We start from the raw sequence: 25,304 nt of genomic DNA on the forward strand, positions 1-25,304 counted from the left end.
CAGCTCGTGCCATCGGGTACGGCCCTCCGCGCTGGCTAGTCTGCTCGCGGATATGCCAGTACGAGATCTGCGGGGGTTAACGCATGGGTGCGGCACGTGAGCTACCGGTCGAGATCGAGTTGCGCCGGTCCGGCTTCGCGGACTGGCACACCAGCGGTTCCGGCGATGGAACCGAGCTCCTCCTTCTGCCGCTCATGGTCTTGGTCAACTGGATGACCAACCTGCTGCTCTGGCGCGGCGGCTGGACCCTGCACGTCATCGTCCGCGGCGCCGGCCTCGGCCGCAGCCACCGCAAGGTCCGCTACCGCACCAAAGCCGCCGCTCAGGCCGACATCGACAACCAACGCCGGCTTGCGATCGCCCGCCAGCAGTCCGCTGACTCGAAGCCTGGGGTGGTGGAAGCAGAGCCGCAGAGGTTGACCGATCGCTGGCCGGTTCTTGCTAACCAGTTGCGTGCCGCGCTCATCGCCGACGACGAGCGCGAGCTGGTCGGCCAGGTGGACGAGCTGCGGGTCGTCGAGCTGTGCGACTGCGGTGACGACTTCTGCCAGAGCTTCTACACGCAGCCACCGCCAAGGGGTTCCTATCCGTACGACGAGAACCGCGCGCGCAACGTGGCTTTGCGCGAGCCGGGATGGGACGGCTATCTGTTACTCGACGTCGTTGATGAGCAGATCGCGTTCGTCGAGGTGATCGGCCGCCCATCCCTCGATTGACCGGACCTTCCTCTTTGCGTCGATCTGGTCGCCAGGCAGAAGCCAACTGCCGACTTCGTACGGCGGTCCGGACGGCGAGCGGCCTTGGTAGGGGAGAATGCTGGCGGTGCCGATTGGAGGGAGCGCGTGATGGATGGTGGTCCCGAGGTGGATCGGCAGGGTGATCGGGCGAAGGTGCTGGCGGATCTGGGGTTCAGCATCGGGTTGGCCGTGGCCGCGCTGATCCTGGTGATGTCGCCGTTGGTGTTCGAGTGGGGTTTGACCGCGCGGACCATCTCGTTCGTACTCGCGCTCCTGGTTGCGGCATTCGGCGTCTTCGGGTTGCTGAACGATCTCGGCCGCCTGGCGGGACGGCCGTCGCTCGTCGAGTTCGCGACCGCCGCCGGGCTGGTCACGGTGGGACTGATCCCAGTGGTGATTCGCAACGGCTACGGGATCAAGGGGATACCTGGTGGTCTCTTGATCGCTGTGGCGCTGGCGATCATTCTCTTCGCGGTCACGGTTGCCGGCACCGGCCTCGGCAAACTCGCCGCCGAACGAGCCCACGCCCCGGCACACCGAGCCACCCGAACACCGACCTCACCCACGACATCACCCTCGAAACCGACATCGAGGCCGGGATCTCCAACCCCGCAGAGCGAATCCCGGCCGCTGAGCCGCGACACGAAGGTGACCATCTTCGTCACGTTGTTCGTCGGCGTCCTCACCGCCGTCGCGACCCTGGTCGCACCCCTCCTCGAATGACCAACGACGATGAGCTATACCCGTCGCCGATCAGAGACGGCGTGTACGTCGACCAGGCGGGCGTCCGCTGGCATCGCCGAGGTGGCGAGCTGAAGCGCGTTCGCATCCGGCGGCTCTTCGCCGACGACCAGACCCACGTCGTACACGTCTATTTGGATCGGATCCGCGACGTCGCACCCGCCGAGCGGCAAGAGTTGCTGGACCACATACGAGCCTTGGCGGACGACGAGTACAGCGACTTCCACTTCGCCGAATTCAAGGATGACGACCGACGCGCAATGCTCATCGTCGAAGAAGACTGCTGATCAGTCTGACGGGAATACGCGAAGGACGTGCCCGTCAGGATCCACAACGCGAAACTCGAAGCTGCCGAAACCACCGATCCGGCCAAGGGCGAGGCGCAAGCGTGTCCGCAGGCCGGCCCAAAACCCACCGGGCCGTCGGCCTCCGCACGTACGCGCCCACCCACGGAATGACTGCAGAGCCCGATTTCCGCTTGGACGGGTTAGCGGGCGGGGGAGCGGGGGCCTCGGGTTTGGGCGCGGAGGAGGGCGATGTCGGCGCCGCGCAATGCGTCGTCGGCATCCTTGAACTGCTGAATGCCCGGCAACACGCCAACGGCGATGCCGAAAGACGTCACCTGCGCGAGCAGTTCGTCGACCCGGGCTGGATCCGCGGCCACATCGTCAAGCAGTACGGCGAATTCGTCCTGCCGAAGGCGGGCCGCCGAATCGCCTTCGCGTAACGCGAGCCGCAACCGCCGTACGATCTCCTGCCGCAGCTCACCCTCGGCGAAGGCCGACCCCGCCCCTGACGCCGACCACGAGCCCGACCCCGATGCCGACTCCGAGCCCGGCGCCGGCGCTGATGTAGACGGTTCGAGGATGCGCAAAAGGACCACAGCGCAGTCGTAGTCCCGCCCACGACGAGTGCGTTTGATGGCAGCGCTCAGCCGGTCAAGGAAAAGCATCCGGCTGACCAACCCGGTCTCAGGATCACGCAAGACGTGGCGACGCAACGCGAGCTCCTGCTCCTTGCGCTCAGTCATATCGACAAGCGCCCCCACCAACCGAGCCGGACACCCAGCATCGTCCAGAACAGTCACAGCCCGACACATCATCCACCGATAATCCCCAGACGACGTCCGCACCCGATGCTCGATCTCAAGCGGCGTCCGAGCCCCTCCCAACTGCGCCGCGATCGACGCAGACAAGTCCAACCGATCATCAGGATGAACCCGATCGAGCCACTCCGACGGCGACGAGCCGATCTCATGCTCGCCATACCCCAACGTCTGCTTCCACCTCGGCGAGTAATACACAGTCCCCGCCGACACATCCCAATCCCAAGTACCATCCTGAGCCGCCATCGACGCCAAGGCGTACCGCTCCTCGCTCGCACGAATGGTGTCGGCAAGCGCCCGCTCCCGCCCAGCCGCCTCCTCCAGCGCCTGACGCTGGTCGCGCAACGACGCCATCAACCGTTCCTGGTCCAGCGCAACGGCCAGCAACGCCGCCCAATGGTTGTACTTATCCCGCCCACTCGTCATCCGCGTATCCACGTTGCCGTCGATCGCCAGCAACCCCCAATCGCTGCCGCCGAACGTCACCGGCAAGACCAACGTGAGCTGACTGCTACCCACCATCCCGACCCGAGTCAGCGCGGCAGGCGGGAATTGGCTAGCCGGCGTACGCACTCCAACCAGCCGCGACAGCGCCCCGGAGTTGTCGCCGACCCCAACGATCTCCACCTCCCGATCACCCGGCGTATGCCCGACCCACAACCCGAGGCAAGCGGCGCCGCGTCCGGCCCGAGGCAACCAGGTCAACGCGCGCGGACTCGGGCCGTTGCCACGCAGCAGATCCATGTCGACCTCGTACTGATCGGCGATGGTCCGTTCCAGGTAACCGCTGCGCGCGAGCATCGGACGCGTACAGCCTTTCGTCAACGCCAGCAGGATTTCCGTGCTGACGCAATAAAGCGCGGGCAGGCGGTCGGACCCGGCCGGCAGCGTCGCAGCCAGCTCCCGCTCGAGTTCGCGAATGACGGAGACGAGTTGTTCCAGCGCCTCCGGATGCGGCCGCCTAGCCGTGGTCAGCTCGGCCAGCCGGCCCAGCGACGTCCCAGCAGGCAGCGAACCACGCTCGACCGCGGCCGTCATCGGATCAAGAACGGCATGCAGCCAACGTGCGCGAGCCTCGTCATCGCCCGTCCGATGGGCATCGGTGACCAGCGACGGCGCGCCGAACCCGGTGTCGGCCAACCGCCGCAACCGCGCCCGCGCCGGCGTCGCATGCGACGAGGATGAGGACGACGACGAGGACGAGGACGGCGGACCCGAGTCGAGCCCAGCCGACTCGCCACACCCGCAGGACTCCCGGATCACGAGGGTCGAAGGAGCACGATGTACGCCGCTCGCCACCGTCACTCCGCGCAGACGAGCGAGCAGCAGATCCACGGCCAGCCGGCCCACCCGGTCGTTATGCGGATCGACCGTCGAGAGCCGCGGCAACAGCCGAGCACCGCTATCGGTGTGGTCGAACCCGATGACGGCCTGATCCCGCGGCAGCACCAACCCGCCGATCCGCAACGCCCGCAGGAAGCCGATCGCGTTCCGATCCGTCGCGGCGATGGTCGCAGTGGTCGGCACACCGGCGGCGAGGAATCGCGCGGCGGCGTCAGCGCCCGCCTGCTCATGGTTGTCGGCCGTCTCGTGGAACCAGTCCTGCTCGATCCCATGATCCGCGAGCGTCGAGAGGTACGCCTCGTACCGCTCCCGAATATCCCGCTGCGACGGATTACCAACAAACCCGATCCGCGTATGCCCGTGATCGAGCAAATGCCGCACCGCCGCCCGCACCCCGCCCGCGTTGTCCGGCACCACCACGGGCGCCGGCAGGCTGGTCTCGTCCTCGCTGATCATCACGACCGGCCGGCCCCACTCCTGGACGGACGCCAGCCGGTCGTGTCGTACGGCCTTGGCGATGATGATGAGCCCGTCCACCGCGCCAAGCGCCACCGGAACCTCGAGCAACGGTTCGTCGGGATAGCGCTCGCGATCGAGGCCGGCGGGATAGGTCTGTACGGCGACCACCCGGTGGCCGGCGTTGCGTGCGGCGCGGGTGATCCCACCGATCAGCGCGCCGAAGTAGAACCCACCGACGACCGGCGAGAGCACCCCGATCGTGCGCCGGGTGCTCGCAGCCGTTGGACCGCGTCGGATCGTGTCCATGCCCCACCTCGTCATATCGCCGGAGCCGAGCCGATGCGCTTTCGCGCACCGGGCGACACACTAGGTAATTGTGGCGCCACCGTCAGCAGACAGTCCCGGATCGCCCGCGCGCCGTCCCACGATCACGGATGTCGCCCGGGCCGCAGGTGTGTCGATCGCTGTCGTCTCGTACGCCTTCAACGGCCGCCCGGGCGTCTCGGCGGCGACCCGCGAGCGAGTGCTGAGGATCGCCGAGGAATACCGATGGCGCCCTAGCGCGGCGGCGCGTTCGATGCATACCGGACCACGTGCGGTCGGGCTCGTGGTCAACAGCTCGGACGGCGCGGCGGCGTACGCGTCCTCGTTCCTCGACTTCGTCACCGCGACTCAGGACGTCCTCGCGGAGCACGGATACGCCTTGCTGCTGCAGATCGTGGACTCCGCCGAGGCGGCCGTGGCGACGTACCAGAAGTGGTGGGCGGAACGCCGGTTCGACGTGATGATCGTGACGGACGTGCTCACGGAAGACCCGCGGCTGGAGGCCGTACGGCGGATGCGCGCGCCGGCCGTCGTACTCGGGCCGCCGGACGTCGCGCAGGGGCTGGCGTCGGTTTGGCTCGACGAGGAAGAGGCGTACGCACGCGTCGCGACGTACCTGGTGGGCTTGGGACATCGCGAGGTGGCGGCCGTGACGGCTCCGGCTGGGCTGCACCGGACCCGGCTGCGGATGGACGTGCTCGACGGCGCCGGCGTTTCGGTGACCCACGTGGCGACGAACGCCACCGCGGAAGAGGCGGCCGTGGCGACCCGGCGGCTGCTCACGGGACCGACGCCGCCGTCCTTCATCGTGTACGACTCTGACCAGATGGCGATCGCGGGGCTCGATGTGGCGCGCCGGCTCGGTCTCGAGGTGCCGTGGGATCTGTCGATCCTCGCGGCCGGTGATTCCGCGCTCTGCCGTCTCGCCACGCCGTCGATCACCGCGCTGCCGCATCCCCTTACGGAATTGGGGTCCGCTGTCGGTCAGGCGGTGCTGGCCGTGCTCGACGGGCAGGCCGGGATCAGTCGCGTCGTACCCATCGGAGGCATCGCCATTCGGGGCAGTACCGGGCCGCATGCCCGGATCGCGACGGAGTAGTTCGCGGCCAACTTAAACGCTTCACCCCATCCCGGTCGCGGCTCGCCGCATGTGAAGTTCGGGTCAGCCGCCCGTGATGGCAGCGGCTCGTACCGGTTCTCCGTCCGGACCGGTGCGCCGGACTGATCCTGGAGGACCGCGTGTCCAAAATCCCGAAGCGGCTGTTGGCCGCAAGCACCGCAGTCGCGACCGCCCTCGTCGCCCTGCCGCTGTTCACCCCAAGCGCCAGCGCCGCCGAACCGCATGTCGACAACCCGTATGCCGGCGCCACCCAGTACGTGAATCCCACCTGGGCCGCCTCCGTCGAAGCCGCCGCCGGCCGCGTCTCCGATCCCGCGCTCGCGGCCAAGATGCGCGTGATCAAGACCCAGCCGACCGCCGTCTGGATGGACCGGATCAGCGCCATCACCGGTAACGCGGATGGCAGCGGCCTGCGCTTCCACCTCGACAAGGCCTTGCTGCAGAAGCAGGCCGGTACGCCGCTGGTCGTCAACCTCGTCATCTACGACCTGCCCGGTCGCGACTGCTACGCGCTCGCGTCGAACGGCGAACTGCCCGCCACCGCGGCCGGACTGGCCCGCTACAAGACCGAGTACATCGATCCGATCGCGACCATCCTGGCCGATTCGAAGTACGAGGGGTTGCGGATCGCGGCGACGATCGAGCCGGACTCGTTGCCGAACCTGATCACGAACAGCTCCCACCCCGAGTGCCAGGTGGCCGCGCCGTACTACCGCGAAGGCGTCAAGTACGCGTTGGACAAGCTGCACGCCATTCCGAACGTCTACAACTACATCGACGCGGCCCACTCGGGCTGGCTCGGCTGGGAGAACAACGCGACTCCCGCCGCCAAGCTCTTCGCCGACGTGGTCCGTACGACGCAGGCGGGCTTCGCGTCGGTCGACGGCTTCGTCACCAACACGGCGAACACCACGCCACTGGAGGAGCCGTACCTGCCGAACTCGTCGCTGACCCTCAACGGCAACCCGATTCGGTCGGCCAAGTTCTACGAGTGGAACGTCGACTTCGACGAGGCCGACTGGACGGCACACCTCTACAACCTGCTGATCGCCGAGGGCTTCCCGGCGAGCACGGGCATGCTCATCGACACCTCGCGCAACGGCTGGGGTGGCGCCGCACGACCGACGGCCACCTCGACCAGCACGGACCTCAACACCTACATCAACGAGTCGCGAGTGGACCGCCGCGTCCATCGGGGTGCCTGGTGCAACCCGCTTGGCGCCGGCATCGGTGAACGCCCGCGCTCCACGCCCACCGGCTATCCCGGCTCGCACCTCGACGCCTTCGTCTGGATCAAGCCGCCGGGTGAGTCCGACGGCGCGTCGACCGATATCCCGAACAACGAGGGCAAGCGGTTCGACCGGATGTGCGACCCGACGTTCGTCTCACCCAAGCTCGGGAACCAGCTCACCGGCGCCTCGCCGGACGCCCCGCTGTCCGGCAAGTGGTTCGAATCGCAGTTCGTCGAGCTCGTCCGCAACGCCTATCCGGTCATCGGTGGCAGCACTTCGCCGGACCAGACTGCGCCCTCGGTCCCGTCCGGGCTGCAGGCGGGGACGATCTCGAACACCTCGGTTTCGTTGACGTGGACCGCGTCGACCGACAACGTCGGCGTTACTGGGTACGACGTCTATCGGGGCACCACGTTGGCGGGTAGTTCGGCGACCACGAGCTTTACCGCGACCGGGCTCACCGCGAGTACGGCGTACTCCTTCACCGTGCGGGCGAAAGATGCCGCAGGCAACGTTTCTGCCGCGTCGGCAGCGTTGTCGGTGACGACGACCGGGACAACGACGCCGCCGCCGGGCGCTTGCCGGGTTGCCTACTCCGCGAACAGCTGGAACACGGGCTTCACCGGTTCGCTGAAGCTGACGAATACGTCGACTTCGCCGCTGGCCAACTGGCGTCTCACGTTCGACTTCGCCAATGGTCAAACGGTTCAGCAGGGGTGGAACGCCAACTGGAGTCAGGCTGGTGCGACGGTGACGGCGACAGCGACGGCCGGGTCCTGGAACGCGACGATCGCGCCTGGTGCGACGGTCGACATCGGGTTCAACGGTACGCATTCGGGCACCAACAACGCCCCGACCGCGTTCTCGGTCAGCGGCCAGACCTGCACGATCGGCTGAGCTCATGTGGAAGTCATTCTTCTTTGCGGCCGTGTTCTTACTCGCGAGCCCACTCACCACGCCCGCCCAGGCAGCGCCGACGATGGACTGGTTGCATGCCCAGGGCAACAAGATCGTCGACGAGACCGGCAAAGAGATCTGGCTCACCGGCACGAACTGGTTCGGCTTCAACACCAGCGAACGCGTCTTCCACGGACTGTGGTCCGGCAACCTGGAAGGCATCACCAAGTCGATGGCCGATCGCGGTCTCAACGTCGTCCGGGTGCCCATCTCGTCGCAACTGCTGGACGAGTGGTCCAAAGGCCAGACGATCATGCCGAACGTCAACACCTGGGCCAATCCCGACCTGGCCGGCAAGAACAACCTGCAGGTGTTCGACCGCTTCCTCGAACTGTGCGAGAAGTACGGCCTGAAGGTCATCCTCGACCTGCACAGTGCCGAGGCCGACAACGCCGGACACGTGTATCCCCTTTGGTATAAGGGATCCATCACAACAGAGGTCGTGTATGCCGGGTGGTCCTGGATCGCCACCCGGTATCGGAACAACGACACGATCATCGGTGCCGATCTCAAGAACGAGCCGCACGGCCAGTTCTCGGAAGCTCTGTTCGCCAAGTGGGACCGGTCGACCGATCCCACCAACTTCAAGCACTTCGCCGAGACGGCGGCTCAGCGGATCCTGGCCGCCAACCCGAACCTGCTGATTCTCGTCGAGGGGACGGAGGTCTATCCCAAGGACGGCGTCTCGTGGACGTCGAAGAACCCTGCCGATTGGTACAGCACCTGGTGGGGCGGCCAGCTCCGCGGTGTCGCCCAGCATCCGATCAACCTCGGGGCGCACCAGGACCAGTTGGTTTACTCGCCGCACGACTACGGACCGCTCGTCTACGAACAGCCTTGGTTCCAAGGCAATTGGGACCGTACGACGCTCGAGCGCGACGTCTGGGACCCCAACTGGCTCTACATCCACAAGCAGAACCGCGCGCCTCTCCTGATCGGCGAGTGGGGCGGCTTCATGGATGGCGGCCGGAACCAGAAGTGGATGACCGCCATTCGGGACCTGATCAAGGAGCAGCGCCTGCACCACACGTTCTGGGTGCTCAACCCCAACTCCGGCGACACCGGCGGCCTACTCAACCACGACTGGGCAACCTGGGACGAGCCAAAGTACGCCCTGCTCAAACCCGCCCTGTGGTCCCAGAACAACAAGTTCGTCAGCCTCGACCACCAGGTCAAACTAGGCGGCCCCGCGAGCACCACCGGCATCTCGCTCGCCGAAGCCACCTCCTAGCGGCTTCAACCCCGCCGTCCCGCGTTGTGAGGCGGGCGGTGGGGTTGTCGCGGGCCTATCGACTAAGGGCGGTGAGGCTGTCACGATGCGTAGGTGGAGGACTGGGTGCCGTTGTTCCAGACACTGGCCTGGATCGCCTTTGTGGCGGTCTTGCTGTTCCTCCTGCGCGGGTCTTTGCCGAAGATCGTCAAGGCGATCGTGGATCGGATCGAGGCCGGAGACCCAGTGGCATTGCACCTCCCGGGCGGTGGGTTCGAGCTCGGCCAGCGGGTGGCCAAGCTCGAGCGAGTCGAACCAAGCGAACCCGCGGCGAAGGAACTGGTCGCGCAGCCGTCCTGGACGTCCGCGAAGAAGGAGCTGTCCGCGGAGAGTCGCGGGATCTTCCTCGCGCACGTCATCGGCCCGAGCAGCCAGGGTCCCGGATGGGCTGACGTGTACGTCTATCTCGTCGGTCATCGGCGCGACCGCGCGGGTTTTCCCGACGACCAGTCCGATGTCGTGAAGGCCGAGTTCTACCTGGGACGGCATTGGGGTGGCCGGGCATTCGAGATCACCCGCAACTCCGACGGCATCACCGGGCTCCGCACGTCGGCGTACGGGCCGGTGCTCTGCGTTTGCCGGGTCCACTTCAGCGACGGGCACACCGTCGTACTGAACCGCTACCTCGACTTCGAAATGGCAGGCGTCATCGGGCTTGAGCGATGATTCCGGCGTGACGGGGTTTGAGCGATGATTTGGGCATGACGCAGCGACGAGCCGAGATCTGGGCCGAGGCGGGGAGCGAAGCGCGGTTCGAGGGTAGGGCGACCGGAGACGAACGCGGGGTGGTGATCGACTTCCTCGCCGCTCAACGGAAGACGCTCGAGTTGAAGTGCGCCGGCCTCGAGGTCGAGCTGGCCCAGCGTTCGGTCGAGCCGTCGACACTGTCGCTGATCGGCCTGGTGCGACACCTCGCGGACGTCGAGCGCCGTTGGTTCCGGCGAGCGCTGGCCGGCGAGGACGCGCCCGCGCTCTTCTCCTCCGAAGACCAACCAGACGGCGATTTCGACAACGCCGAGTCCGACCCCGCGTCGATCGCAGCCGCCTGGCAGGCGTGGCGCGACGAAGTAGCCTTCGCCAACCAATTCGTTGCCGAGTCCCCGCATCTCGACGTCGAAGGCTCAGACTCCTGGCGCGGCACGATCTCCCTACGCTGGGTCCTCATCCACATGATCGAGGAATACGCCCGCCACAACGGCCACGCCGACCTGCTCCGCGAACGCATAGACGGCACCATCGGCGTCTAACCACCCCCCGCCCGCCTTCTCAGGACGGAGGACGCACGCCTTCTAAGGACGGCGACGATCGGTCCCAATTTGCCGCTGCCCGCCGCCGTGCACCTGACAGGAAGCAGAAGAGCGGCAAATTGGGACCGATCGTCGCCACCTTCCGACCCACTCGGGCCGCACCTAACGGCCACGACGGAACCAACGATGTCGGCGCCGCCACTCGCGGAGCGGCACCAACCGATCGACCCCGACGATCCCGGCGATGACCTCCCGCTCGCTCGGCTCCAACTCGACCACAAGCGAGGTCCCCTCATCGGCCAGCCGCACAGGTGCGCCTGCATCAGCCGACCAGACCGACGCATCGAACGCCCACGGCGCGAACGTCACGAACGCCTCCCGCACCCGCCCCGACGCGCCCTCGACGACGCCGGTCTGCCCATAACCGCCGCGCTCGATGCGGGCCGACGGCAACGACCGCAACACCCGAGCCGCCGCCCGCACGTCCTCCGGCCAATCGCCAGTATCACTGCGATTCCCGGGATCCCCAGGCACATCGCACTCAAACTCGACCGCCCGGCCCTGTACCGCTGTCAGCACACTCCGGCAGACCGACACGACCTCGTCGCGGCTCCAACCGTCACCATCGACGACGTACGTCTCCATAGCTGTGAGCATGCCGCACAACCCGTACGACGTACGTCATTGGGGCGGCGAGAATTGTCGGCTGCGGGCGCTATCTTGATGCCCTCGGTTGAACCGAGGCTGGAGGGGCTTGGGATGGGGATCGGGATGGGCGTACGGCGCTGGGTGGTGCGCGTCGTGGTGGTAGTGACGGCGACGAGCGTGTTGGCCGGCGCGGGCTGGTTCGCGCTCGGGCGCGCGCCTCTGCTCGACGTGCCCGGAGTGAGCCGTCGACTGGCCGACCCGGCGGCCGAGGCTGAGCGCAAGGTCGGTGCGGCGGTCGACGTCATCCTGCAGCGACGGGCTCGAGCCGTGCTCACGGGAGATCAGGCCGCCTTCCTCCAGGACCTCGATCCCGCCAACGCGGCGTTGCGGCGCAGGCACATCCAGCTCTTCCGGAATCTGCGCACGCTCGGATTCCGGGCGATCGCCTACCACCGTGCCGAAGTCTGGCTCAACGACAAGGCGGCCTCTGGTTCGTCCGCCTTCCGCGTGGTCATGCGCTATCAGCTCGCCGGTCCCGGGCACGTGCCGACGGTGACCGAGCTGGGCTACACCTTCGCGCCGAAGGCCGGCCGCTGGCTACTGGTCGACGACGATGACCTGGATGCCGACCTCGACGAGGCGCACCGCCAGCCATGGGATTTCGGCCCGATCCAGGTGATCCGAAGACCCGGCGTGTTCGTGATCGTCAGCGCTGGCGATGGTGCCTTTGGTCGCAAGGTGGCAGCTGATTCGCTGGTCGCGCTCGCCGAGGTTCGCAAGGTCTGGCTGTCGCGATTGCAGCCGACCGTGATCGTGGTGGCGATGAAGGAGCGGGAGGCGCTCGTCAGGTCCTGGCAACTGCCCGGTCACGGCATCGCCGCGTTCGCGATGCCCCTGGTCGACAACACCGTGCCCACCGATCGCACCACCGGCAAGGTGGTCGGCGGCTGGGTGGTGATCAACCCCAAGGAGCGGAAGGACGTCGACACCGGATTGCTGGCGCACGAATTCACTCACGTCGGCGCGGTCCGGCTAGGCGACGGGACGCCGCTCTGGCTGGTCGAAGGCCTCGCCGAGTACGTCAGCTACCAAGTCGTTGCCGACCGCTCGCGGGGTTGGGCCATGGGCGTGGAGAAGTACCGCGACGAGATCCGTGCCGACTCGCTCGCCGACCTGAAGGTGCTGCCGATCGACGGCGTCTTCCACGGCGACTTCGGCGAGGACACGTACGGCGTGAGCTGGCTGGCGGTCGAGCACCTCGTGAAAGCTGTCGGCATCCGCAAGGTCACCAACTTCTACGCCGAAGTCGCCAAGTCCACCGAAGACCGCGAGCAACTACTCCGCAAACACACCGGCTTCACCGAACCCCAACTCGTCGCCGCACTAAAAGCCTCCGCCCGCTGAGCCTCGGCGCGCCCGCCGGGTCTCTGCGCTTGAGCCTCGGCAGGCTTACCGGTCGGGGAGGTGGGCGGCGGCCTCGTCGTGTGGCCAGGTGTCGTGGAGGATTCGGGTCATCAGGTGGTCCGGTGATTCGGTGCAGTAAGGCGTTTGGTCGGGGTCTAGCACAGTGGCGATGACGGGGGTCCCGAGCAGGCCCCAAGGCTGGATCGTGTTCGCGAGGAGGCCGTCCAGCCGGAGGTTTCGGTAGACGTCGGGGTCGCCCCACCACACTGCGAAGGCCTCATGCAGCTTCTCGTCCGGCACGCCCAGCCAAACGCCGTACGTGAGCTTGTCGCCGTCCTCCAGGTGGATCGGCAGCAGGACGCGGATGAAACAGCCGACGTCCTTGACCTGCATCATCACCGACTCGACGGGGGTGTCGTGACTCATCCAGACATCCGGTGACCGCTCCTGATCGGGGAGGTCGAGTACCGGGTCGGGAAGGGTGAAGCGCACGTTCCGGTGGTGCGCGTCCAGGGTGCCGCCGCAGGTGGGACAGGTGTGGTCAGGCATGGGTCGGGGCCGAGCGGAGGGCGGTCCACCAGGTGGCGATGATGAGGCCCGCGACCAGGCCGAGGTCGTAGAGGAGAAGCGGGAGGGTGCCGAGAGTCCACGGTCCGGTGGTGATCGGTAGTAGGAGGAAGATGCCCGCGGCGATCATCGCGAGGGCGGGTAAGGCGAGGCGGTCGGACAGGTCGCGGGGGTCGAAGCAACCCCAGAGGACACCGACGACCACGCCGAGGAGGGTGGCCATGCCGAGGAGCGGCTGGTCGGCTTGGGTGAGTGGATCGTCGCCGAGGTTGGCGAACGTGTTGATCGCGCTCGCGATGCCCATGGGCACCACCCAGCCGAATCGCCGCCGAAATGTGGGGTCGTCCTGCTCTTCGAGGAACACGCGCGGAGTATCGCAGGGCAGGCGGGCATCTGTCCCCGGATCTGCCGGAAGTTGCAGACCCTGGGAGGTGCAGACCCCGGGAGGTGCAGGCCTCAATGGCTACTGGCAGCGGCTTGGGCGAAGCGGGTGGACCAGTCGGTGGCCATGGTGGCGAGTTCGGGTGGGGTGATTACGGTGAACGGGGCGCCGATGGAACCGAGGGCGAAGAGGGGTCCGTCGAGCGAGTCCGTTTCCATGACCAACGTGCAGCGGTTCGGCGTACTCGCCCGCACCTCAGCCCAGCGGCCGAAGCGCGCGCTGACGGTATCGGCGGACGCTTCGACGATCACCTCGACGCGGTGCCGACCGCCCGACGCGCTGCCCGATACCCGCCCGCGTACGAAGGCGGCGACGTCCTCGAAAGGCGGCGTACGTGGCGCGAACGACGTACCGGCTCCCTCCGCACCCTCGATCCGGTCGATCCGGAATGTTCGCCAGTCGCGCCGGTCGAGGTCGTACGCCACCAGGTACCAGCGCCTGCCCAGCGCGACAAGCTGGAGCGGCTCGACCTGCCGGGAAGACCGCGAGCCATTGATCGCCCGATAGCCGAACCGGACCCTTTCCGAATCACGGCAGCCAAGGGCCAGCGTGGTGAGTACGTCGTGGTCGACCGACGCCACGGTCTCGGTGCTCCACAACGCCGGCGTAGTCGACGAGCGAACGGCATCGAGCCGGGCGCGTAACCGTCGCGGCAGCACCTGCACGATCTTGGTCAGCGCCCGCAACGCCGCATCGCCGCTGTCCCCGTCGGCGAGAGTGGCGAGGTGGGACTGGATGGCCACGGCAAGCGCCATCGCCTCGTCATCGTCGACAACGAGCGGCGGCAACGCGGCACCAGGGGCGAGCGCATAGCCGCCGTCGACACCGGGATTCGCATCCACCGGATAACCGAGCTCGCGCAATCGGTCCACATCACGGCGCAAGGTGCGCGCCGAGACCCCGAGCCGCTCGGCCAGCAAGGGCCCTGGCCAATAGCGGCGAGCCTGCAGCAAAGACAGCAGCCGCAGCGTGCGAGTACTCGTATTCGCCATTTCCCCATCATCGCCACAATCGCGGTCAAAAACTGGCCGCGATAGTTCCTACATTGGCGGCACATCACCAATTCGACGAAGGGGAAACGCCATGACCATCACCACCACCACGCACCTGAACTTCCGCGGCGACGCTCGCGGGGCGCTCGAGTTCTACCAGTCCGTCTTCGGCGGCGAGCTCGCCATCGTCAGCTACCAGGACGCCCAGAACGTTCAGGACCCAGCCGAGGCGGACCAGATCATGTTCGGCCAGCTCCAAGGCGGCAACGGCATCCACGTGATGGCGTACGACGTACCGGTCCGCATGCCCTACGAGCCGGGCGTCAACTCGGTGTTCGTCTCGGTGAGCGGCGAAGACTCCGACGAGATCACCTCCTACTGGAAGGGCCTGTCCGAAGGCGCGACCGTCGTCCAGGAACTCGCGCCGGCCGGCTGGTCACCGCTGTACGGCATGCTCAAGGACCGGTTCGGCGTCGTCTGGATCCTCAACGTCACCCCCGAAGGGCGGTAGCGTCGGGCAGGTGACGGCGGAGGACTTGATCGAGTCGGTGCAGGCGGAGTTGGCGCCACGGGATGACGACAACCGGCTGGTACCGCTCGTCTCGAGTGGCGAGGCGCCGCGGGAGGTGTTCGCGCGGCTCGCGGCCGAGGAGTACCACATCGTCCGGAGCGACTGGCGGAGTTGCCTGACGCTGGCCGCCCGCGCGGAGCAGCCCGAAGTGCGCGACTGGTTCGCCGGACTGGCAGCCGGGGAGCAGCTTGCCCTCGGCAAACTCCCGGCCCTCGCTGCCGAGGACGAGCGGTACGAGCCGCAGGCCGGCTGCCAGGCCTACCCGTCGTACTTCGCCTGGCTCGCGCTCAACGCCGAACCGGCCGAGGTCGTCGTCGGGCTCTACGCGAACTTCGCCGCCTGGGGCCGGTACTGCGCCGCGCTCGCGGAGGCGATGCGCAGGCATTACGGGTACGACGATGAGGCCTGCGCGTTCCTCGACTTCTTCGCGACGCCTCCGCCGGACGGCCACGCGCAGGCGGTCGCCGCCGTACAGGCCGGGCTCGACGCGGGCGTGGTGACCGGCAAGGTACGGCGGTACGCGCGGCTGGTGCAGAGCTACGAGCTGATGTTCTGGAACAACCTCGTCTGAGGCAGCAACCAGGTCCCAGAGCAGTTCACGGGTCACATCGGTCACATCCGCGAGCGCCGATTCGGAGCAGGCGCGGTCCCGCAAGTACGCTGACGAGCGGAAGATGTCCGTCCAACAGCGTCTGACAGCGTCTATACCAGGGCCCGACCACCCAGGGAACCCGAGGAGAACACCGCGTGACTTCCCACCGTCCTGCGGCGGTCATCATCATGGCCGCCGGTCAGGGGACCAGGATGAAATCCGCCACCCCCAAGGTCCTTCACAGCCTCGGCGGGCGCAGTCTCGTCGGGCACGCCGTGGCCGCCGCCCGGGAGCTGGAGCCGGAGCATCTGGTGGTTGTCGTCGGCACCGGCCGGGAGCTGGTCGAGGCGCATCTGGCCGCGATCGACCCCGATGTCCGGACCGCCGTCCAGGAGCAGCAGCTCGGCACCGGTGACGCTGTGCGATCGGGCCTCACCGCCGTACCGGACCTCGATGGGGCGGTTGTCGTCACTTCGGGTGACGTTCCGTTGCTGCAGGCCCAGACCTTGCGGGAGCTCGTCGCCGAGCACGACGCGAGCGGAAACGCTGTCACGGTGCTGACCGCGCGAGTGCCCGACCCGACCGGTTATGGGCGCATCATCCCGGGCGAGAACGGCAGCGTCGCGGGCATCGTCGAGCACAAGGACGCGACTCCCGAGCAGCGCCAGATCGACGAGATCAACGCCGGCATCTACGTCTTCGACGCGGCTACGTTGCGTGACGGTCTGACCCGGATCACCACCGACAACGCTCAGGGCGAGTTGTACCTGACCGACGTACTGGCGATTGCGAAAAGTGACGGCAAGCGGGTGGGCGCTTTCGTGACCGACGACGCCATGCAGACCGAGGGCGTGAACGACCGGGTCCAGCTGGCCGCGCTCCGCGCCGAGATGAACCGGCGCACGCTCGACCGGCTGATGCGCGCCGGCGTGACCGTGGTGGATCCGAGTACGACGTGGATCGACGACACGGTCGAGCTCGAGGCCGACGTCACCCTGCTGCCGAACACCCAGCTGCACGGCGCGACCACGGCCGCGGCCGGTGCCACGATCGGGCCCGACACCACGCTGACCGACGTACAGGTCGGAGCGAACGCAACGATCATCCGCACGCACGGCTCGGGCGCCATCATCGGCGCGAGCGCGAGCGTCGGCCCGTTCGCCTATCTCCGGCCCGGCACGGTGCTCGGCGAGAGCGGCAAGATCGGCACGTTCGTCGAGACCAAGAACGCGAACATCGGTGTCGGCGCCAAGGTCCCGCACCTCACGTATGCGGGTGACGCCACGATCGGCGACGGCGCGAACATCGGCGCCGGCACGATCTTCGCCAACTACGACGGTGTCACCAAGGCGCACACGACCGTCGGCAAGCACGCGTTCGTCGGCAGCGACTCGGTTCTGGTCGCGCCGCGGGTGATCGGGGACGGCGCGTACGTCGCCGCCGGATCGACCGTGACCGATGACGTCAAACCGGGGGAGATCGCGGTAGCCCGCGGCCGGCAGCGCAATATCGCCGGCTGGGTCGCCCGCCGCCGGGCCGGTACGAAGACCGCCAAGGCAGCCGCCGAGGCCATTGAGAAGGAGTCGCGGCCATGAGCGGGATGAAGCGCACCACCGAGAAGAACCTGATGGTCTTCTCCGGACGGGCCCACCCGGGTCTGGCCGAGGAGGTCGCCGAGCAGCTCGGCGCCGGCCTCGTGCCCACCTCGGCGTACGACTTCGCCAACGGCGAGATCTACGTCCGGTTCGAGGAGTCCGTCCGCGGTAGCGACGCCTTCGTGATCCAGAGCCACACCTCGCCGATCAACCAGTGGATCATGGAACAGCTGATCATGATCGACGCGCTGAAGCGGGCCTCGGCCAAGCGCATCACCGTGGTGCTGCCGTTCTACGGTTACGCCCGGCAGGACAAGAAGCACCGCGGCCGCGAGCCGATCTCGGCCCGTTTGATGGCCGACCTGTTCAAGACCGCGGGCGCGAACCGGCTGATCTGCGTCGACCTGCACACCTCGCAGATCCAGGGCTTCTTCGACGGCCCGGTGGACCACTTGATGGCCCTGCCGATCCTGACCGACTACGTGCGAGAGAAGTACGGCGACCAGCAGCTGGCCGTGGTCTCGCCGGATGCCGGCCGGATCAAGGTCGCCGAGCAGTGGTCCGCCCGGCTGAACAACGCGCCGCTGGCCTTCATCCACAAGACCCGCGACATCGACCGGCCGAACGAGACCGTCGCGAACCGCGTCGTCGGTGAGGTCAAGGGCCGCGTCTGCATCCTGGTCGACGACATGATCGACACCGGCGGCACCATCACCAAAGCCGCGGACGCACTGATGGCCGACGGCGCCGCGGGCGTGGTCATCGCCGCCACCCATGCGATCCTCTCCGGCCCCGCGGTGGATCGGCTGAAGAACTGCCAGGCCAAAGAGGTCATCGTCACGAACACGCTGCCGATTCCCGACGACCGGGAGTTCGACAAGCTCACCACCTTGTCGATCGCGCCGCTGATCAGCCGGGCCATCCGCGAGGTCTTCGAAGACGGATCCGTCACCAGCCTCTTCGACGGCCGCGCCTAAGTCTTAGCGTCATACTCCTTCACCAGTTTGCGCGGGGCCTGCACCCGCCAGGCGTCGACGAGCAGTTCCCTCAGTTCGGCGACGCCGATCGCCTTCAGCCGAACCAGGACGGCGGGATAACCGTTGTAATGGTCCTCGGTGAAGAACTTGTCCGGATCCGCCTGAAGTAAGGCCGCCTTCTCGTCACCATTGGCCACCCGGACGGCCAGCACCTCCGGTTGTGGGACGCGGGCCTGCTTCGGTTCGAGCCGCTCGAGCCAGACCCACGCGAGGCCCTTCTCCTTCGCGCCGACGCGCACGCTGAAGGCGAACCGGTCTGCCGCTTCCACCGTCTCCGGCAGCTCGGCCACGATGCGCCGTACATTTTCCTGAGTCGCCATCGACCCAGGCTAGCCCTCCATCCCTTTGTCGTTCATTCGTCGGGATACGCCATAGATACCGGCCGTATTCCGACGAATGAACGACAAAGGGATGGGTGGTTAGCTGGGGGTATGCGTATTGCCGTGTTTCACCCTGGCGCGATGGGTTCGCGCCTCGCGGCCGAACTCGTCGCCGCGGGCAACGAAGTGTTCTGGGTGCCCGAAGGCCGAAGCCCCGCGAGCAGCGAGCGGGCTGCCGCGGCGGGATTGACCGGTACGTCGTTCGCGGACGCCGTCGGACGGGCCGAGCTGGTCCTCTGCTCGTGTGCTCCGCAAGGCGCCGTCGCGATCGCCCGGCAGGTCGGCGCCACTGGATTCACCGGCCTGTACGTCGACGCGAACCCGTTGTCGCCGTCATCCCTAGCGGAAGCCGCAGAGGCCCTCGCGGCAGCGACATTCGTCGACGCGGGCGTCATCGGTCCGCCCCCGATCGCGGGCAGTCGTACGGACCTCCTACTCGCTGGACCATCGGTGGAGGTTGTCGCCGACTTGTTCACCGGTACGGCGGTCAGCCCGCGAGTCGTCGGTACGACGGTAGGCGCCGCGAGTGCCGCCAAGTCCGCGTTTGCCCTTTACAACAAGGGAAAACGCGCCCTCGCCGTATTGGCGTTCGGTCTGGCCGACCACCACGGCGTGACCGATGCCCTGGTGGCCCAGTCGACCCGCAAGCAGGCGGGCGACCTCGGTGATCCGAGCCTGCCCGAGGACCTGCGGAAGGTCGCGTGGCGCTGGGGCCCCGAGTTCGACGAGATCGCCGAAACCCTCACCGCCGCCGGTCTCGACGCTGCGCCGATCCAAGCCCTGCGCGAGGTCTGGACGCGCTTGAGCTAGGCCAAGGGATGGCCGTAGTCGCGCAGGACGAACGGCGGGATCAGGTCGGCGATCCGGGTCAAGACGGAGAGCCGGGCGACGGTCTCGGGACCTTCCCAGCGGCCCAGATTCCACGAGATCAGCGTCGGACCGGCGAGCTGCCAATCGAGCCAGGTGCTTGCCAGCATCAGCTCCATCATTCGCGGATGCAGTATCGCCGAGGCATAACGATCATCGGGCGTCTCCACCCGGAACGCGTCGTTGAAGGCCTTGCTCTCCAGCTGGAGATCGCTCTCTCGCATCCGGCCCATCGCGGATTCCTTGGTCAGCCGCAACCAGGGCATTGCCGCCGGCAGATAAACCGCGACCACATGGCAGGCCTGGCTGCTACTCGTCACATTGCCCTGGCCGTCGGTCGTACTCACCGCGTACTCGAAATCCATCACGCCGACCGGCCGCCCGTTGAAGCTGCCCCCCACCATCGACATCGGATTGCCACTGGAGCTGCCGAACGCGATCGACGCCAGCTCCGTGACCCACGGATCCGGCTGCACGTATCCCCAGCCGAACCGAGCAAGCGCCTCCGCCCGCCGCGCTTCGAACGCCCGCCGCCCTCGCTCCACCACCGCGATCGCCACAACCAGCGGCACCACAAAAACCAGCACCACCCCCACCAGCACGATCAACGCCACCCGCCGACCCTAGGCCCACTCCAGCTCACCAGTAAGGATCACTGGCGGTGCCAGGCGTGGTAGGCGAGGGCTATCGCCGACACGGTGATGGGGAGGCCGACGAGGGCGCCGGTGAGGCCGTTGCCTGGTAGGACGAAGGTGGGGATGATCGCGAGCGTCAGGATGGGGATCCAACGCGGTACGGCTCGCGAGCGCAGTAGGCCGACCGCCTGGATTACGGTGCCGAGGGCGACCAGCAGAGCGCCTGGAATCATCACGCCGAATAGGTGCCCAGTATCGGCGGAGATCTGCTCCATCACCGACGTACCAACAGCCGGATCGAGCGCGGGGTCGGTCGCGAAGTAGTACGCCGCGGCCCAGCCGGCCCCGCCGACCGAGTAGAGCGCCGTGCCGAGCCACATCATCGCGCCGCCGACGGTCGCCCAGCCGGCGCCGCGTCGCCTTACCAGGATCATCGTCGCAAGAGCCTGGAACGGCACGTTCAGGACCAGGGCCGCGCTGAGGAAGACGAGTAGACCCCACCACAGATCGCGGATCGGGGCGATGTCGGCGTACGTGTAGGTGTCGCCGCCGGCGGCCGGTTCGGGCCAGAGGTAGCTCCCCGGCAGGGCGGTGATGGACGTGATGGTGAGCGCCAGGGCGAGGAGCCCCACCCTGCGCCTGGTCGCAGTCTCAGGAGTGGTGCTGAAAGCTGTCTCGGTGGACATGACTGGGATTCCTCCGGTTGAAGGTGGATCGAGTTGAACCCCTCCAGAGAAACGCCGGCGGTACCACGAGCACATCGTGGCGAGCGCGGGGAAAAACCTCCGTGCTGCCTCGGAGCCGACCGCGCGGAAAACCTCCGTGCTGGCTCGGAGCCATCCGGGGCAATCCGGCCCTTACAGTGGCGACATGCGGTGGCCGCGATGGCTTGCGTTCGGCACCTTCCTGCTCGTCCTGACGATGCTGGCAGGCAGCGCCTGGGTCCTGGAAAGCACCCCGAAGAACTTCGCCGGCCTCGCCATCGTCGGTACGGCGATCACCGTGCTGGGTCTGGTGATCACCCACCGAGTGCCGGGCAATCCGGTCGGTGCACTGGTGGCCTGGATCGGCGGGATCGTGGTGTTCCTGGCCGCGCGGGACGTCTACTACACCGCCGCTCTCCAGTCGGACCTGCCGCTGGACACCCGCGTGGTGGCGTTGCTGGACGAGAGCGGCTGGTGGCTGATGATCGCCGTCGCGCTTCTGCTGCTCTACTTCCCGGACGGCCGCCTGCCCGGATCGCGATGGACACCGGTGCCGATCGCCCTGGTCATCCTGGGCTGTTGCCAGCAGGCCTTCGGTGCGGTGGCCTCGGCGCCGTTCCTCTCGCCGCTGCAGGACCTCCCGCGCCCGTTCGCCCCCGCACCGGCGCCGGTGCGAGTCGTCGGCGACGTCGCCTTCTTCCTCATGCTGGCGCTGTTCCTGGTCTCGGCGGCCTCGCTGGTGGCCCGATCCCGGCGATCCGCGGGCAAGACCAGGGCGCAGCTGAAGTGGCTCGCGCTGGCGGGCGTCGCCGCCGTGCTCTACCCGTTGGTCTGCCTGGCGGAGATCGTGGTCGCCGGCGAAACGGGGCCGGTGGCAACGATCTACGGAGTCATCGTCCTGGTCGCCCTGCCTGCTTCGGTGGCCGTGGCGATGCTTCGTCATGACCTGTACGACGTCGACCGGGTGCTGGCCGACACGGTCACGTATGCCGTGGTGATGGTGGTCCTGCTGGGCGCCTATGCGCTGGCGGCCCTCACCCTCGGACTGGTACTCGGCCAAGGTTCGGCCGCGGCCGCCGCGGCTGCGACCGCCGCCTGCGCGCTGGTCCTTGCACCCTTGCGAACAAGGCTCCAACGGCTCGTCGACCGGCGGCTCTACCCGCCTCGCCGAGCCGCCCTGCTGGCGATCGAAGACCTGCAGCGGCGAATTCACACCGAGCAGGCACAACCCGAAGAGCTGGAGGCGACACTCCGCCGGGCTCTGCGCGATCCGCAGTTGCGCGTCGGTCTGCTCGTTCCCGGCGCGTCCGGATTCGTCGATTCGGCCGGCCGGCCCGTCGAGGACACCGGCATGGTGCCCGTACTCCTCGGCGGCCTGCAGATCGGCGTACTTGCATCCTCAGGTACGGCGGGGCCGCCCGTGCTGAGGGCAGTCGCGGCCAATGCGGCCAGTCTGGTCGAGGTGGCACGGTTGCGTGCCGAGTTGGCTCGCGCGCTGCGCGAAGTGGAGGCCAGCCGGACGCGGCTGGTGCAGGCTGGGGATGCCGAGCGACGACGGCTCGAACGGGATCTCCATGACGGTGCCCAGCAACGCCTCGTCTCGCTGGGGATGGCGATGCGGCTCGCTCAACGGCACCTCGACAAGGGCACGGTCGACGTCGACGCGCTACTCGACCAAGGCGTCGCTGAGCTGACCACGGCCATCGCTGAACTCCGCCAGATCGCCCACGGCCTGCGTCCGACCAGTCTCGACGACGGTCTGCAGGCAGCCCTTGCCGCGATCACGCAGTCGCTACCGATCCCGGTTCGGCTGCACATCGCCGCGGGCGACCTGCCGAACGACGTCATCGTCACCGCCTACTACGTCGCGGCCGAGGCGGTCACGAATGCGGCCAAGTACTCGCGCGCCACCTCTATCGCCGTACAGGTCGAACAGTCGCCGGAAGACGTCCAGATCCGGATCGAGGACAACGGTTGCGGTGGCGCCGCCGCACGTCCCGGCTCCGGGCTGAGCGGTTTGATCGACCGGGTCGCGGCGGTCGGCGGTTCGTGGTCCCTGCACAGCCCGCCCGGTCAGGGCACGACGATCGAGGCGGTGCTTCCGTGCGGATCGTGATCGGGGAGGACTCCGCCCTGTTCCGGGAGGGCCTGGCCCGGCTGCTGGCCGATGCCGATCACGAGATCGTCGGCCGGGCCGGGGATGCGGAGACCCTGGTCAGCGTCGTTGCCGAGACGCGGCCCGATCTGGCGGTGATCGACATCCGGATGCCGCCCGACCACACCGACGACGGCGCGCGCGCCGCCCGCCGGATCCGGGCGGCGCATCCGGCGATGGGGATCATCCTTTTGTCCCAGCACGTCGAGACCCGTCACTCGGTGGAGCTGGTCAGTAGCGGCGGGTTCGGCTACTTGCTCAAGGACCGCGTGCTGGACGTGGACGAGTTCCTCGACGCCCTCACCCGGGTGGCGGCTGGTGGTTCGGTCCTGGATCCGGAGGTCGTCGGCCGGCTGATCGGCAGACCGCATCGCGACGATCGGCTGGCCACGTTGACCCCGCGCGAACGCGAGGTCCTCGCGCTGATGGCAGAAGGCTGTACGAACGCCGGCATCGGCCGCCGCCTCTGGCTGAACGAGCGGACCGTCGAGACCCACGTCGGCAGCATCATGGCCAAACTGGGCCTGGTGAACAACGCCGAAGGCCATCGCCGCGTTCTGGCCGTCCTCACCTACCTCGGCCAGCATTAACGAACCCGGCGGGCATAAAGCGGGTCGACCTGTCCGGTGCAGCGGCAGCCACCTCGGCCCAGGTGGTCGGAAATGACCGCGCGCCGATGGAGCCGAGGACGTTGATTCCGCCGGCGACGGAGACCATTTCGGGGATCCAGTGGCCCGGGGCGTACGGCGGATCGGTCCACTCCAAAAGCATCACGCGCACGGGCGGTACGCCGTACCGGCTGCTCTTCACGGACGAGACCCGCTCGCGCAGACCTTCGAGCAGGTACGACGCCTGGGACGTTCGGCCGAGCGCCTTGCCGATGAGCTCGACCGATGCCCATACGCCCGCGAGGTCCCGCGGATCGGTCGTCACGACCTCCGCCGTACATCCCAGGTAGGCAAGGGCCTCCGTGACATCGCCCGAGTCGAGCGCGCACACGGCGCAGAGGTCCTGCGTGATCACGACGTCCGGGTCCAGGCGGGCGAGAGCGTCGCGATCCAGGTGGTAAAGGTCGGTCCCAGCGGCGATCAAGTCCCGTACGGCGGCATCGATCCCAGCCGGATCCAGGCCTTCCGGCAGCGCTGTGGACGACACGATCGGGCGTGTTCTGGCCTCTGGCGGGTAGTCGCACTCGAAGGTCACTCCGACCACGTCGGACCCGGCGCCCAGGGCGAAGCAGATCTCCGTGGCCGAGGGTGAAAGAGACACGATCCGCACGCTTGAACGGTAAGGGGATACCGGATTTCCTTCTGTGGCGGGTCGGTGGGTAGACTGAATAGGTTGCCTCGGCGAGGGACGCCCCCCGGAAGGTGCGGGCGCGGCTCCGTGATCGACGCGGTGGTTCGTTGCGTGACGTCTGAGATGTCATAACGCGCCCGCTGAGGCCAGCAACTTGGTTTCCATCGATAAGCAGATCACCGCAACGTTCTGAGGGAGTACTTTCGTGGCCGAGGTCAAGATCCAAGCCGAATCGCGTTCGGAGTTCGGCAAGGGTGCTGCCCGCCGAATCCGTCGGGACCACAAGGTGCCCGCCGTGCTCTACGGCCACGGCACTGACCCGGTCCACATCACCCTTCCCGGTCACGACACGATGCTGGCGCTGAAGACCGCCAACGCGCTGCTGCTGATCGAGGTCGAGGGCAGCGAGAGCCTGCTGGCGCTGCCGAAGCAGGTCCAGCGTGACCCGATCCGGAACACCATCGAGCACGTTGACCTCGTCATCGTGAAGCGTGGCGAGAAGGTCCAGGTCGAGATCGCCGTGCACGTCGAGGGCGAGGCCGTCAGCGGCACCCTGGTCGTCACCGAGGCGCAGACCATCCTGGTCGAGGCCGAGGCCACCCACATCCCCGACGGCGTCTCCGTGTCGATCGAGGGTCTGGACGCCGGTGCGCAGATCCACGCCTCCGACCTGGTCCTGCCGAAGGGCACCACGCTGGCGATCGAGCCGGACACGCTGATCGTCAACGTCACAGCCGGCCAGACCGCCGAGCAGCTGGACGCCGACATGGCGACCGCCGAGGCCGAGGCGGGCGTCGTCCGCGACGAGCCGACCGCCGCGCCGGTCGAGTAGTAGCACCACGTAGCACCACTTTTTCAGAACGTTTGACAAGGAGGGCCG

26 protein-coding genes are annotated in these 25,304 nt (G+C 67.6%); 17 read left to right on the forward strand and 9 right to left on the reverse strand.

Features of this window, described 5'->3' with window-relative positions; translation table 11 throughout:
- Positions 1 to 83: 83 nt before the first annotated feature.
- From OG394_RS34455 to OG394_RS34465, 3 genes are all read left to right on the forward strand, one after another.
- Positions 84 to 716: a hypothetical protein gene (locus OG394_RS34455; RefSeq protein ID WP_328991386.1), complete on the forward strand. Its 633-nt coding sequence runs from the start codon at positions 84 to 86 to the stop codon at positions 714 to 716.
- Positions 717 to 845: 129 nt separating this feature from the next.
- Positions 846 to 1,460: a hypothetical protein gene (locus OG394_RS34460; protein WP_328991387.1), complete on the forward strand. Its 615-nt coding sequence runs from the start codon at positions 846 to 848 to the stop codon at positions 1,458 to 1,460.
- On the forward strand, positions 1,457 to 1,765 hold the full coding sequence (locus tag OG394_RS34465) for a hypothetical protein (RefSeq protein WP_328991388.1): 309 nt from the start codon (positions 1,457 to 1,459) through the stop codon (positions 1,763 to 1,765). Before OG394_RS34460 ends, OG394_RS34465 begins: the two co-directional genes overlap by 4 nt.
- Before the next feature lie 200 nt (positions 1,766 to 1,965).
- On the opposite strand, the gene OG394_RS34470 is transcribed toward OG394_RS34465, so the two are convergent.
- The gene (locus OG394_RS34470; RefSeq protein ID WP_328991389.1) at positions 1,966 to 4,692 is read right to left on the reverse strand and encodes a substrate-binding domain-containing protein; all 2,727 of its coding nucleotides are present in this window, start codon (positions 4,690 to 4,692) and stop codon (positions 1,966 to 1,968) included.
- Positions 4,693 to 4,762: 70 nt separating this feature from the next.
- On the opposite strand from OG394_RS34470, the gene OG394_RS34475 reads away from it, so the two are divergent.
- From OG394_RS34475 to OG394_RS34495, 5 genes are all read left to right on the forward strand, one after another.
- Positions 4,763 to 5,809 (forward strand): LacI family DNA-binding transcriptional regulator, encoded by a 1,047-nt coding sequence (locus OG394_RS34475; protein ID WP_328991390.1) that lies wholly within the window; start codon positions 4,763 to 4,765, stop codon positions 5,807 to 5,809.
- A 140-nt stretch (positions 5,810 to 5,949) separates the two neighbouring features.
- Positions 5,950 to 7,959, forward strand: a complete 2,010-nt coding sequence (locus OG394_RS34480) for a glycoside hydrolase family 6 protein (protein WP_328991392.1) — start codon at positions 5,950 to 5,952, stop codon at positions 7,957 to 7,959.
- Positions 7,960 to 7,963: 4 nt separating this feature from the next.
- On the forward strand, positions 7,964 to 9,250 hold the full coding sequence (locus OG394_RS34485; protein WP_328991394.1) for a glycoside hydrolase family 5 protein: 1,287 nt from the start codon (positions 7,964 to 7,966) through the stop codon (positions 9,248 to 9,250).
- A 93-nt stretch (positions 9,251 to 9,343) separates the two neighbouring features.
- Positions 9,344 to 9,955, forward strand: a complete 612-nt coding sequence (locus tag OG394_RS34490) for a pYEATS domain-containing protein (protein WP_328991395.1) — start codon at positions 9,344 to 9,346, stop codon at positions 9,953 to 9,955.
- Positions 9,956 to 9,990: 35 nt separating this feature from the next.
- A complete protein-coding gene (locus tag OG394_RS34495; RefSeq protein WP_328991396.1) occupies positions 9,991 to 10,536 on the forward strand; it encodes a DinB family protein in 546 nt (181 codons plus the stop codon).
- Between the two features lie 162 nt (positions 10,537 to 10,698).
- Here OG394_RS34495 and OG394_RS34500 read toward each other — a convergent pair whose 3' ends face one another.
- Positions 10,699 to 11,193: a hypothetical protein gene (locus tag OG394_RS34500; RefSeq protein ID WP_328991397.1), complete on the reverse strand. Its 495-nt coding sequence runs from the start codon at positions 11,191 to 11,193 to the stop codon at positions 10,699 to 10,701.
- 102 nt (positions 11,194 to 11,295) lie between these two features.
- Between OG394_RS34500 and OG394_RS34505 the strand changes: the two genes are divergently transcribed.
- A complete protein-coding gene (locus OG394_RS34505; protein ID WP_328991399.1) occupies positions 11,296 to 12,588 on the forward strand; it encodes a hypothetical protein in 1,293 nt (430 codons plus the stop codon).
- A gap of 45 nt (positions 12,589 to 12,633) precedes the next feature.
- Here OG394_RS34505 and OG394_RS34510 read toward each other — a convergent pair whose 3' ends face one another.
- The 3 genes from OG394_RS34510 to OG394_RS34520 form a co-directional block, all read right to left on the reverse strand.
- Positions 12,634 to 13,137 (reverse strand): DUF2199 domain-containing protein, encoded by a 504-nt coding sequence (locus OG394_RS34510; protein ID WP_328991400.1) that lies wholly within the window; start codon positions 13,135 to 13,137, stop codon positions 12,634 to 12,636.
- Entirely contained in the window at positions 13,130 to 13,519 is a 390-nt protein-coding gene (locus tag OG394_RS34515; RefSeq protein WP_328991402.1) for a hypothetical protein, read from the reverse strand. The genes OG394_RS34510 and OG394_RS34515 overlap by 8 nt, the downstream gene beginning before the upstream one ends.
- 92 nt (positions 13,520 to 13,611) lie before the next feature.
- The gene (locus tag OG394_RS34520) at positions 13,612 to 14,589 is read right to left on the reverse strand and encodes a helix-turn-helix transcriptional regulator (protein WP_328991403.1); all 978 of its coding nucleotides are present in this window, start codon (positions 14,587 to 14,589) and stop codon (positions 13,612 to 13,614) included.
- Between the two features lie 91 nt (positions 14,590 to 14,680).
- Between OG394_RS34520 and OG394_RS34525 the strand changes: the two genes are divergently transcribed.
- From OG394_RS34525 to OG394_RS34540, 4 genes are all read left to right on the forward strand, one after another.
- Positions 14,681 to 15,100, forward strand: a complete 420-nt coding sequence (locus tag OG394_RS34525; protein ID WP_328991404.1) for a VOC family protein — start codon at positions 14,681 to 14,683, stop codon at positions 15,098 to 15,100.
- Positions 15,101 to 15,110: 10 nt separating this feature from the next.
- Positions 15,111 to 15,731 (forward strand): hypothetical protein, encoded by a 621-nt coding sequence (locus tag OG394_RS34530; RefSeq protein WP_328991405.1) that lies wholly within the window; start codon positions 15,111 to 15,113, stop codon positions 15,729 to 15,731.
- Between the two features lie 176 nt (positions 15,732 to 15,907).
- Positions 15,908 to 17,347, forward strand: a complete 1,440-nt coding sequence (gene glmU, locus OG394_RS34535; RefSeq protein WP_328991406.1) for a bifunctional UDP-N-acetylglucosamine diphosphorylase/glucosamine-1-phosphate N-acetyltransferase GlmU — start codon at positions 15,908 to 15,910, stop codon at positions 17,345 to 17,347.
- Entirely contained in the window at positions 17,344 to 18,324 is a 981-nt protein-coding gene (locus tag OG394_RS34540) for a ribose-phosphate diphosphokinase (RefSeq protein ID WP_328991407.1), read from the forward strand. The genes glmU and OG394_RS34540 overlap by 4 nt, the downstream gene beginning before the upstream one ends.
- On the opposite strand, the gene OG394_RS34545 is transcribed toward OG394_RS34540, so the two are convergent.
- The gene (locus OG394_RS34545; protein WP_328991408.1) at positions 18,321 to 18,704 is read right to left on the reverse strand and encodes an MmcQ/YjbR family DNA-binding protein; all 384 of its coding nucleotides are present in this window, start codon (positions 18,702 to 18,704) and stop codon (positions 18,321 to 18,323) included. The genes OG394_RS34540 and OG394_RS34545 overlap by 4 nt on opposite strands.
- Before the next feature lie 141 nt (positions 18,705 to 18,845).
- Here OG394_RS34545 and OG394_RS34550 point away from each other — a divergent pair, with 141 nt between their 5' ends.
- Positions 18,846 to 19,574 (forward strand): DUF1932 domain-containing protein, encoded by a 729-nt coding sequence (locus tag OG394_RS34550; RefSeq protein ID WP_328991409.1) that lies wholly within the window; start codon positions 18,846 to 18,848, stop codon positions 19,572 to 19,574.
- Here OG394_RS34550 and OG394_RS34555 read toward each other — a convergent pair.
- Both OG394_RS34555 and OG394_RS34560 read right to left on the reverse strand, forming a co-directional pair.
- Complete coding sequence (locus tag OG394_RS34555; RefSeq protein ID WP_328991410.1) at positions 19,571 to 20,245, reverse strand: hypothetical protein; 675 nt, start codon at positions 20,243 to 20,245, stop codon at positions 19,571 to 19,573. The genes OG394_RS34550 and OG394_RS34555 overlap by 4 nt on opposite strands.
- A 38-nt stretch (positions 20,246 to 20,283) precedes the next feature.
- Positions 20,284 to 20,952, reverse strand: coding sequence for a hypothetical protein (locus tag OG394_RS34560; RefSeq protein WP_328991411.1), 669 nt, complete (start codon positions 20,950 to 20,952; stop codon positions 20,284 to 20,286).
- 184 nt (positions 20,953 to 21,136) lie between these two features.
- Here OG394_RS34560 and OG394_RS34565 point away from each other — a divergent pair, with 184 nt between their 5' ends.
- Both OG394_RS34565 and OG394_RS34570 read left to right on the forward strand, forming a co-directional pair.
- On the forward strand, positions 21,137 to 23,086 hold the full coding sequence (locus OG394_RS34565) for a sensor histidine kinase (RefSeq protein WP_328991412.1): 1,950 nt from the start codon (positions 21,137 to 21,139) through the stop codon (positions 23,084 to 23,086).
- Positions 23,074 to 23,715: a response regulator transcription factor gene (locus OG394_RS34570; RefSeq protein ID WP_328991413.1), complete on the forward strand. Its 642-nt coding sequence runs from the start codon at positions 23,074 to 23,076 to the stop codon at positions 23,713 to 23,715. Before OG394_RS34565 ends, OG394_RS34570 begins: the two co-directional genes overlap by 13 nt.
- Here OG394_RS34570 and OG394_RS34575 read toward each other — a convergent pair.
- A complete protein-coding gene (locus tag OG394_RS34575; RefSeq protein WP_328991414.1) occupies positions 23,693 to 24,403 on the reverse strand; it encodes an ABC transporter substrate-binding protein in 711 nt (236 codons plus the stop codon). The two genes, OG394_RS34570 and OG394_RS34575, sit on opposite strands and share 23 nt — an antisense overlap.
- 226 nt (positions 24,404 to 24,629) lie before the next feature.
- Here OG394_RS34575 and OG394_RS34580 point away from each other — a divergent pair, with 226 nt between their 5' ends.
- Positions 24,630 to 25,256: a 50S ribosomal protein L25/general stress protein Ctc gene (locus OG394_RS34580; RefSeq protein ID WP_328991415.1), complete on the forward strand. Its 627-nt coding sequence runs from the start codon at positions 24,630 to 24,632 to the stop codon at positions 25,254 to 25,256.
- The last annotated feature ends 48 nt before the right edge of the window (positions 25,257 to 25,304 follow it).

Origin of the sequence: Kribbella sp. NBC_01245 (assembly GCF_036226525.1) — a bacterium.
GTDB lineage: Bacteria > Actinomycetota > Actinomycetes > Propionibacteriales > Kribbellaceae > Kribbella.

What these genes read in the sequence shown, in the direction of transcription:
- OG394_RS34455 (WP_328991386.1), top strand. Translation starts at nt 84, where the DNA reads ATGGGTGCGGCACGTGAGCTACCGGTCGAGATCGAGTTGCGCCGGTCC.
- OG394_RS34525 (WP_328991404.1), top strand. Translation starts at nt 14,681, where the DNA reads ATGACCATCACCACCACCACGCACCTGAACTTCCGCGGCGACGCTCGC.
- OG394_RS34540 (WP_328991407.1), top strand. Translation starts at nt 17,344, where the DNA reads ATGAGCGGGATGAAGCGCACCACCGAGAAGAACCTGATGGTCTTCTCC.
- OG394_RS34510 (WP_328991400.1), bottom strand. Translation starts at nt 13,137, where the DNA reads ATGCCTGACCACACCTGTCCCACCTGCGGCGGCACCCTGGACGCGCAC.
- OG394_RS34495 (WP_328991396.1), top strand. Translation starts at nt 9,991, where the DNA reads ATGACGCAGCGACGAGCCGAGATCTGGGCCGAGGCGGGGAGCGAAGCG.
- OG394_RS34550 (WP_328991409.1), top strand. Translation starts at nt 18,846, where the DNA reads ATGGGTTCGCGCCTCGCGGCCGAACTCGTCGCCGCGGGCAACGAAGTG.
- OG394_RS34465 (WP_328991388.1), top strand. Translation starts at nt 1,457, where the DNA reads ATGACCAACGACGATGAGCTATACCCGTCGCCGATCAGAGACGGCGTG.
- OG394_RS34520 (WP_328991403.1), bottom strand. Translation starts at nt 14,589, where the DNA reads ATGGCGAATACGAGTACTCGCACGCTGCGGCTGCTGTCTTTGCTGCAG.
- OG394_RS34500 (WP_328991397.1), bottom strand. Translation starts at nt 11,193, where the DNA reads ATGCTCACAGCTATGGAGACGTACGTCGTCGATGGTGACGGTTGGAGC.
- OG394_RS34560 (WP_328991411.1), bottom strand. Translation starts at nt 20,952, where the DNA reads ATGTCCACCGAGACAGCTTTCAGCACCACTCCTGAGACTGCGACCAGG.
- OG394_RS34545 (WP_328991408.1), bottom strand. Translation starts at nt 18,704, where the DNA reads ATGGCGACTCAGGAAAATGTACGGCGCATCGTGGCCGAGCTGCCGGAG.
- OG394_RS34470 (WP_328991389.1), bottom strand. Translation starts at nt 4,692, where the DNA reads ATGGACACGATCCGACGCGGTCCAACGGCTGCGAGCACCCGGCGCACG.
- OG394_RS34505 (WP_328991399.1), top strand. Translation starts at nt 11,296, where the DNA reads ATGGGGATCGGGATGGGCGTACGGCGCTGGGTGGTGCGCGTCGTGGTG.
- OG394_RS34565 (WP_328991412.1), top strand. Translation starts at nt 21,137, where the DNA reads ATGCGGTGGCCGCGATGGCTTGCGTTCGGCACCTTCCTGCTCGTCCTG.
- OG394_RS34460 (WP_328991387.1), top strand. Translation starts at nt 846, where the DNA reads ATGGATGGTGGTCCCGAGGTGGATCGGCAGGGTGATCGGGCGAAGGTG.
- OG394_RS34485 (WP_328991394.1), top strand. Translation starts at nt 7,964, where the DNA reads ATGTGGAAGTCATTCTTCTTTGCGGCCGTGTTCTTACTCGCGAGCCCA.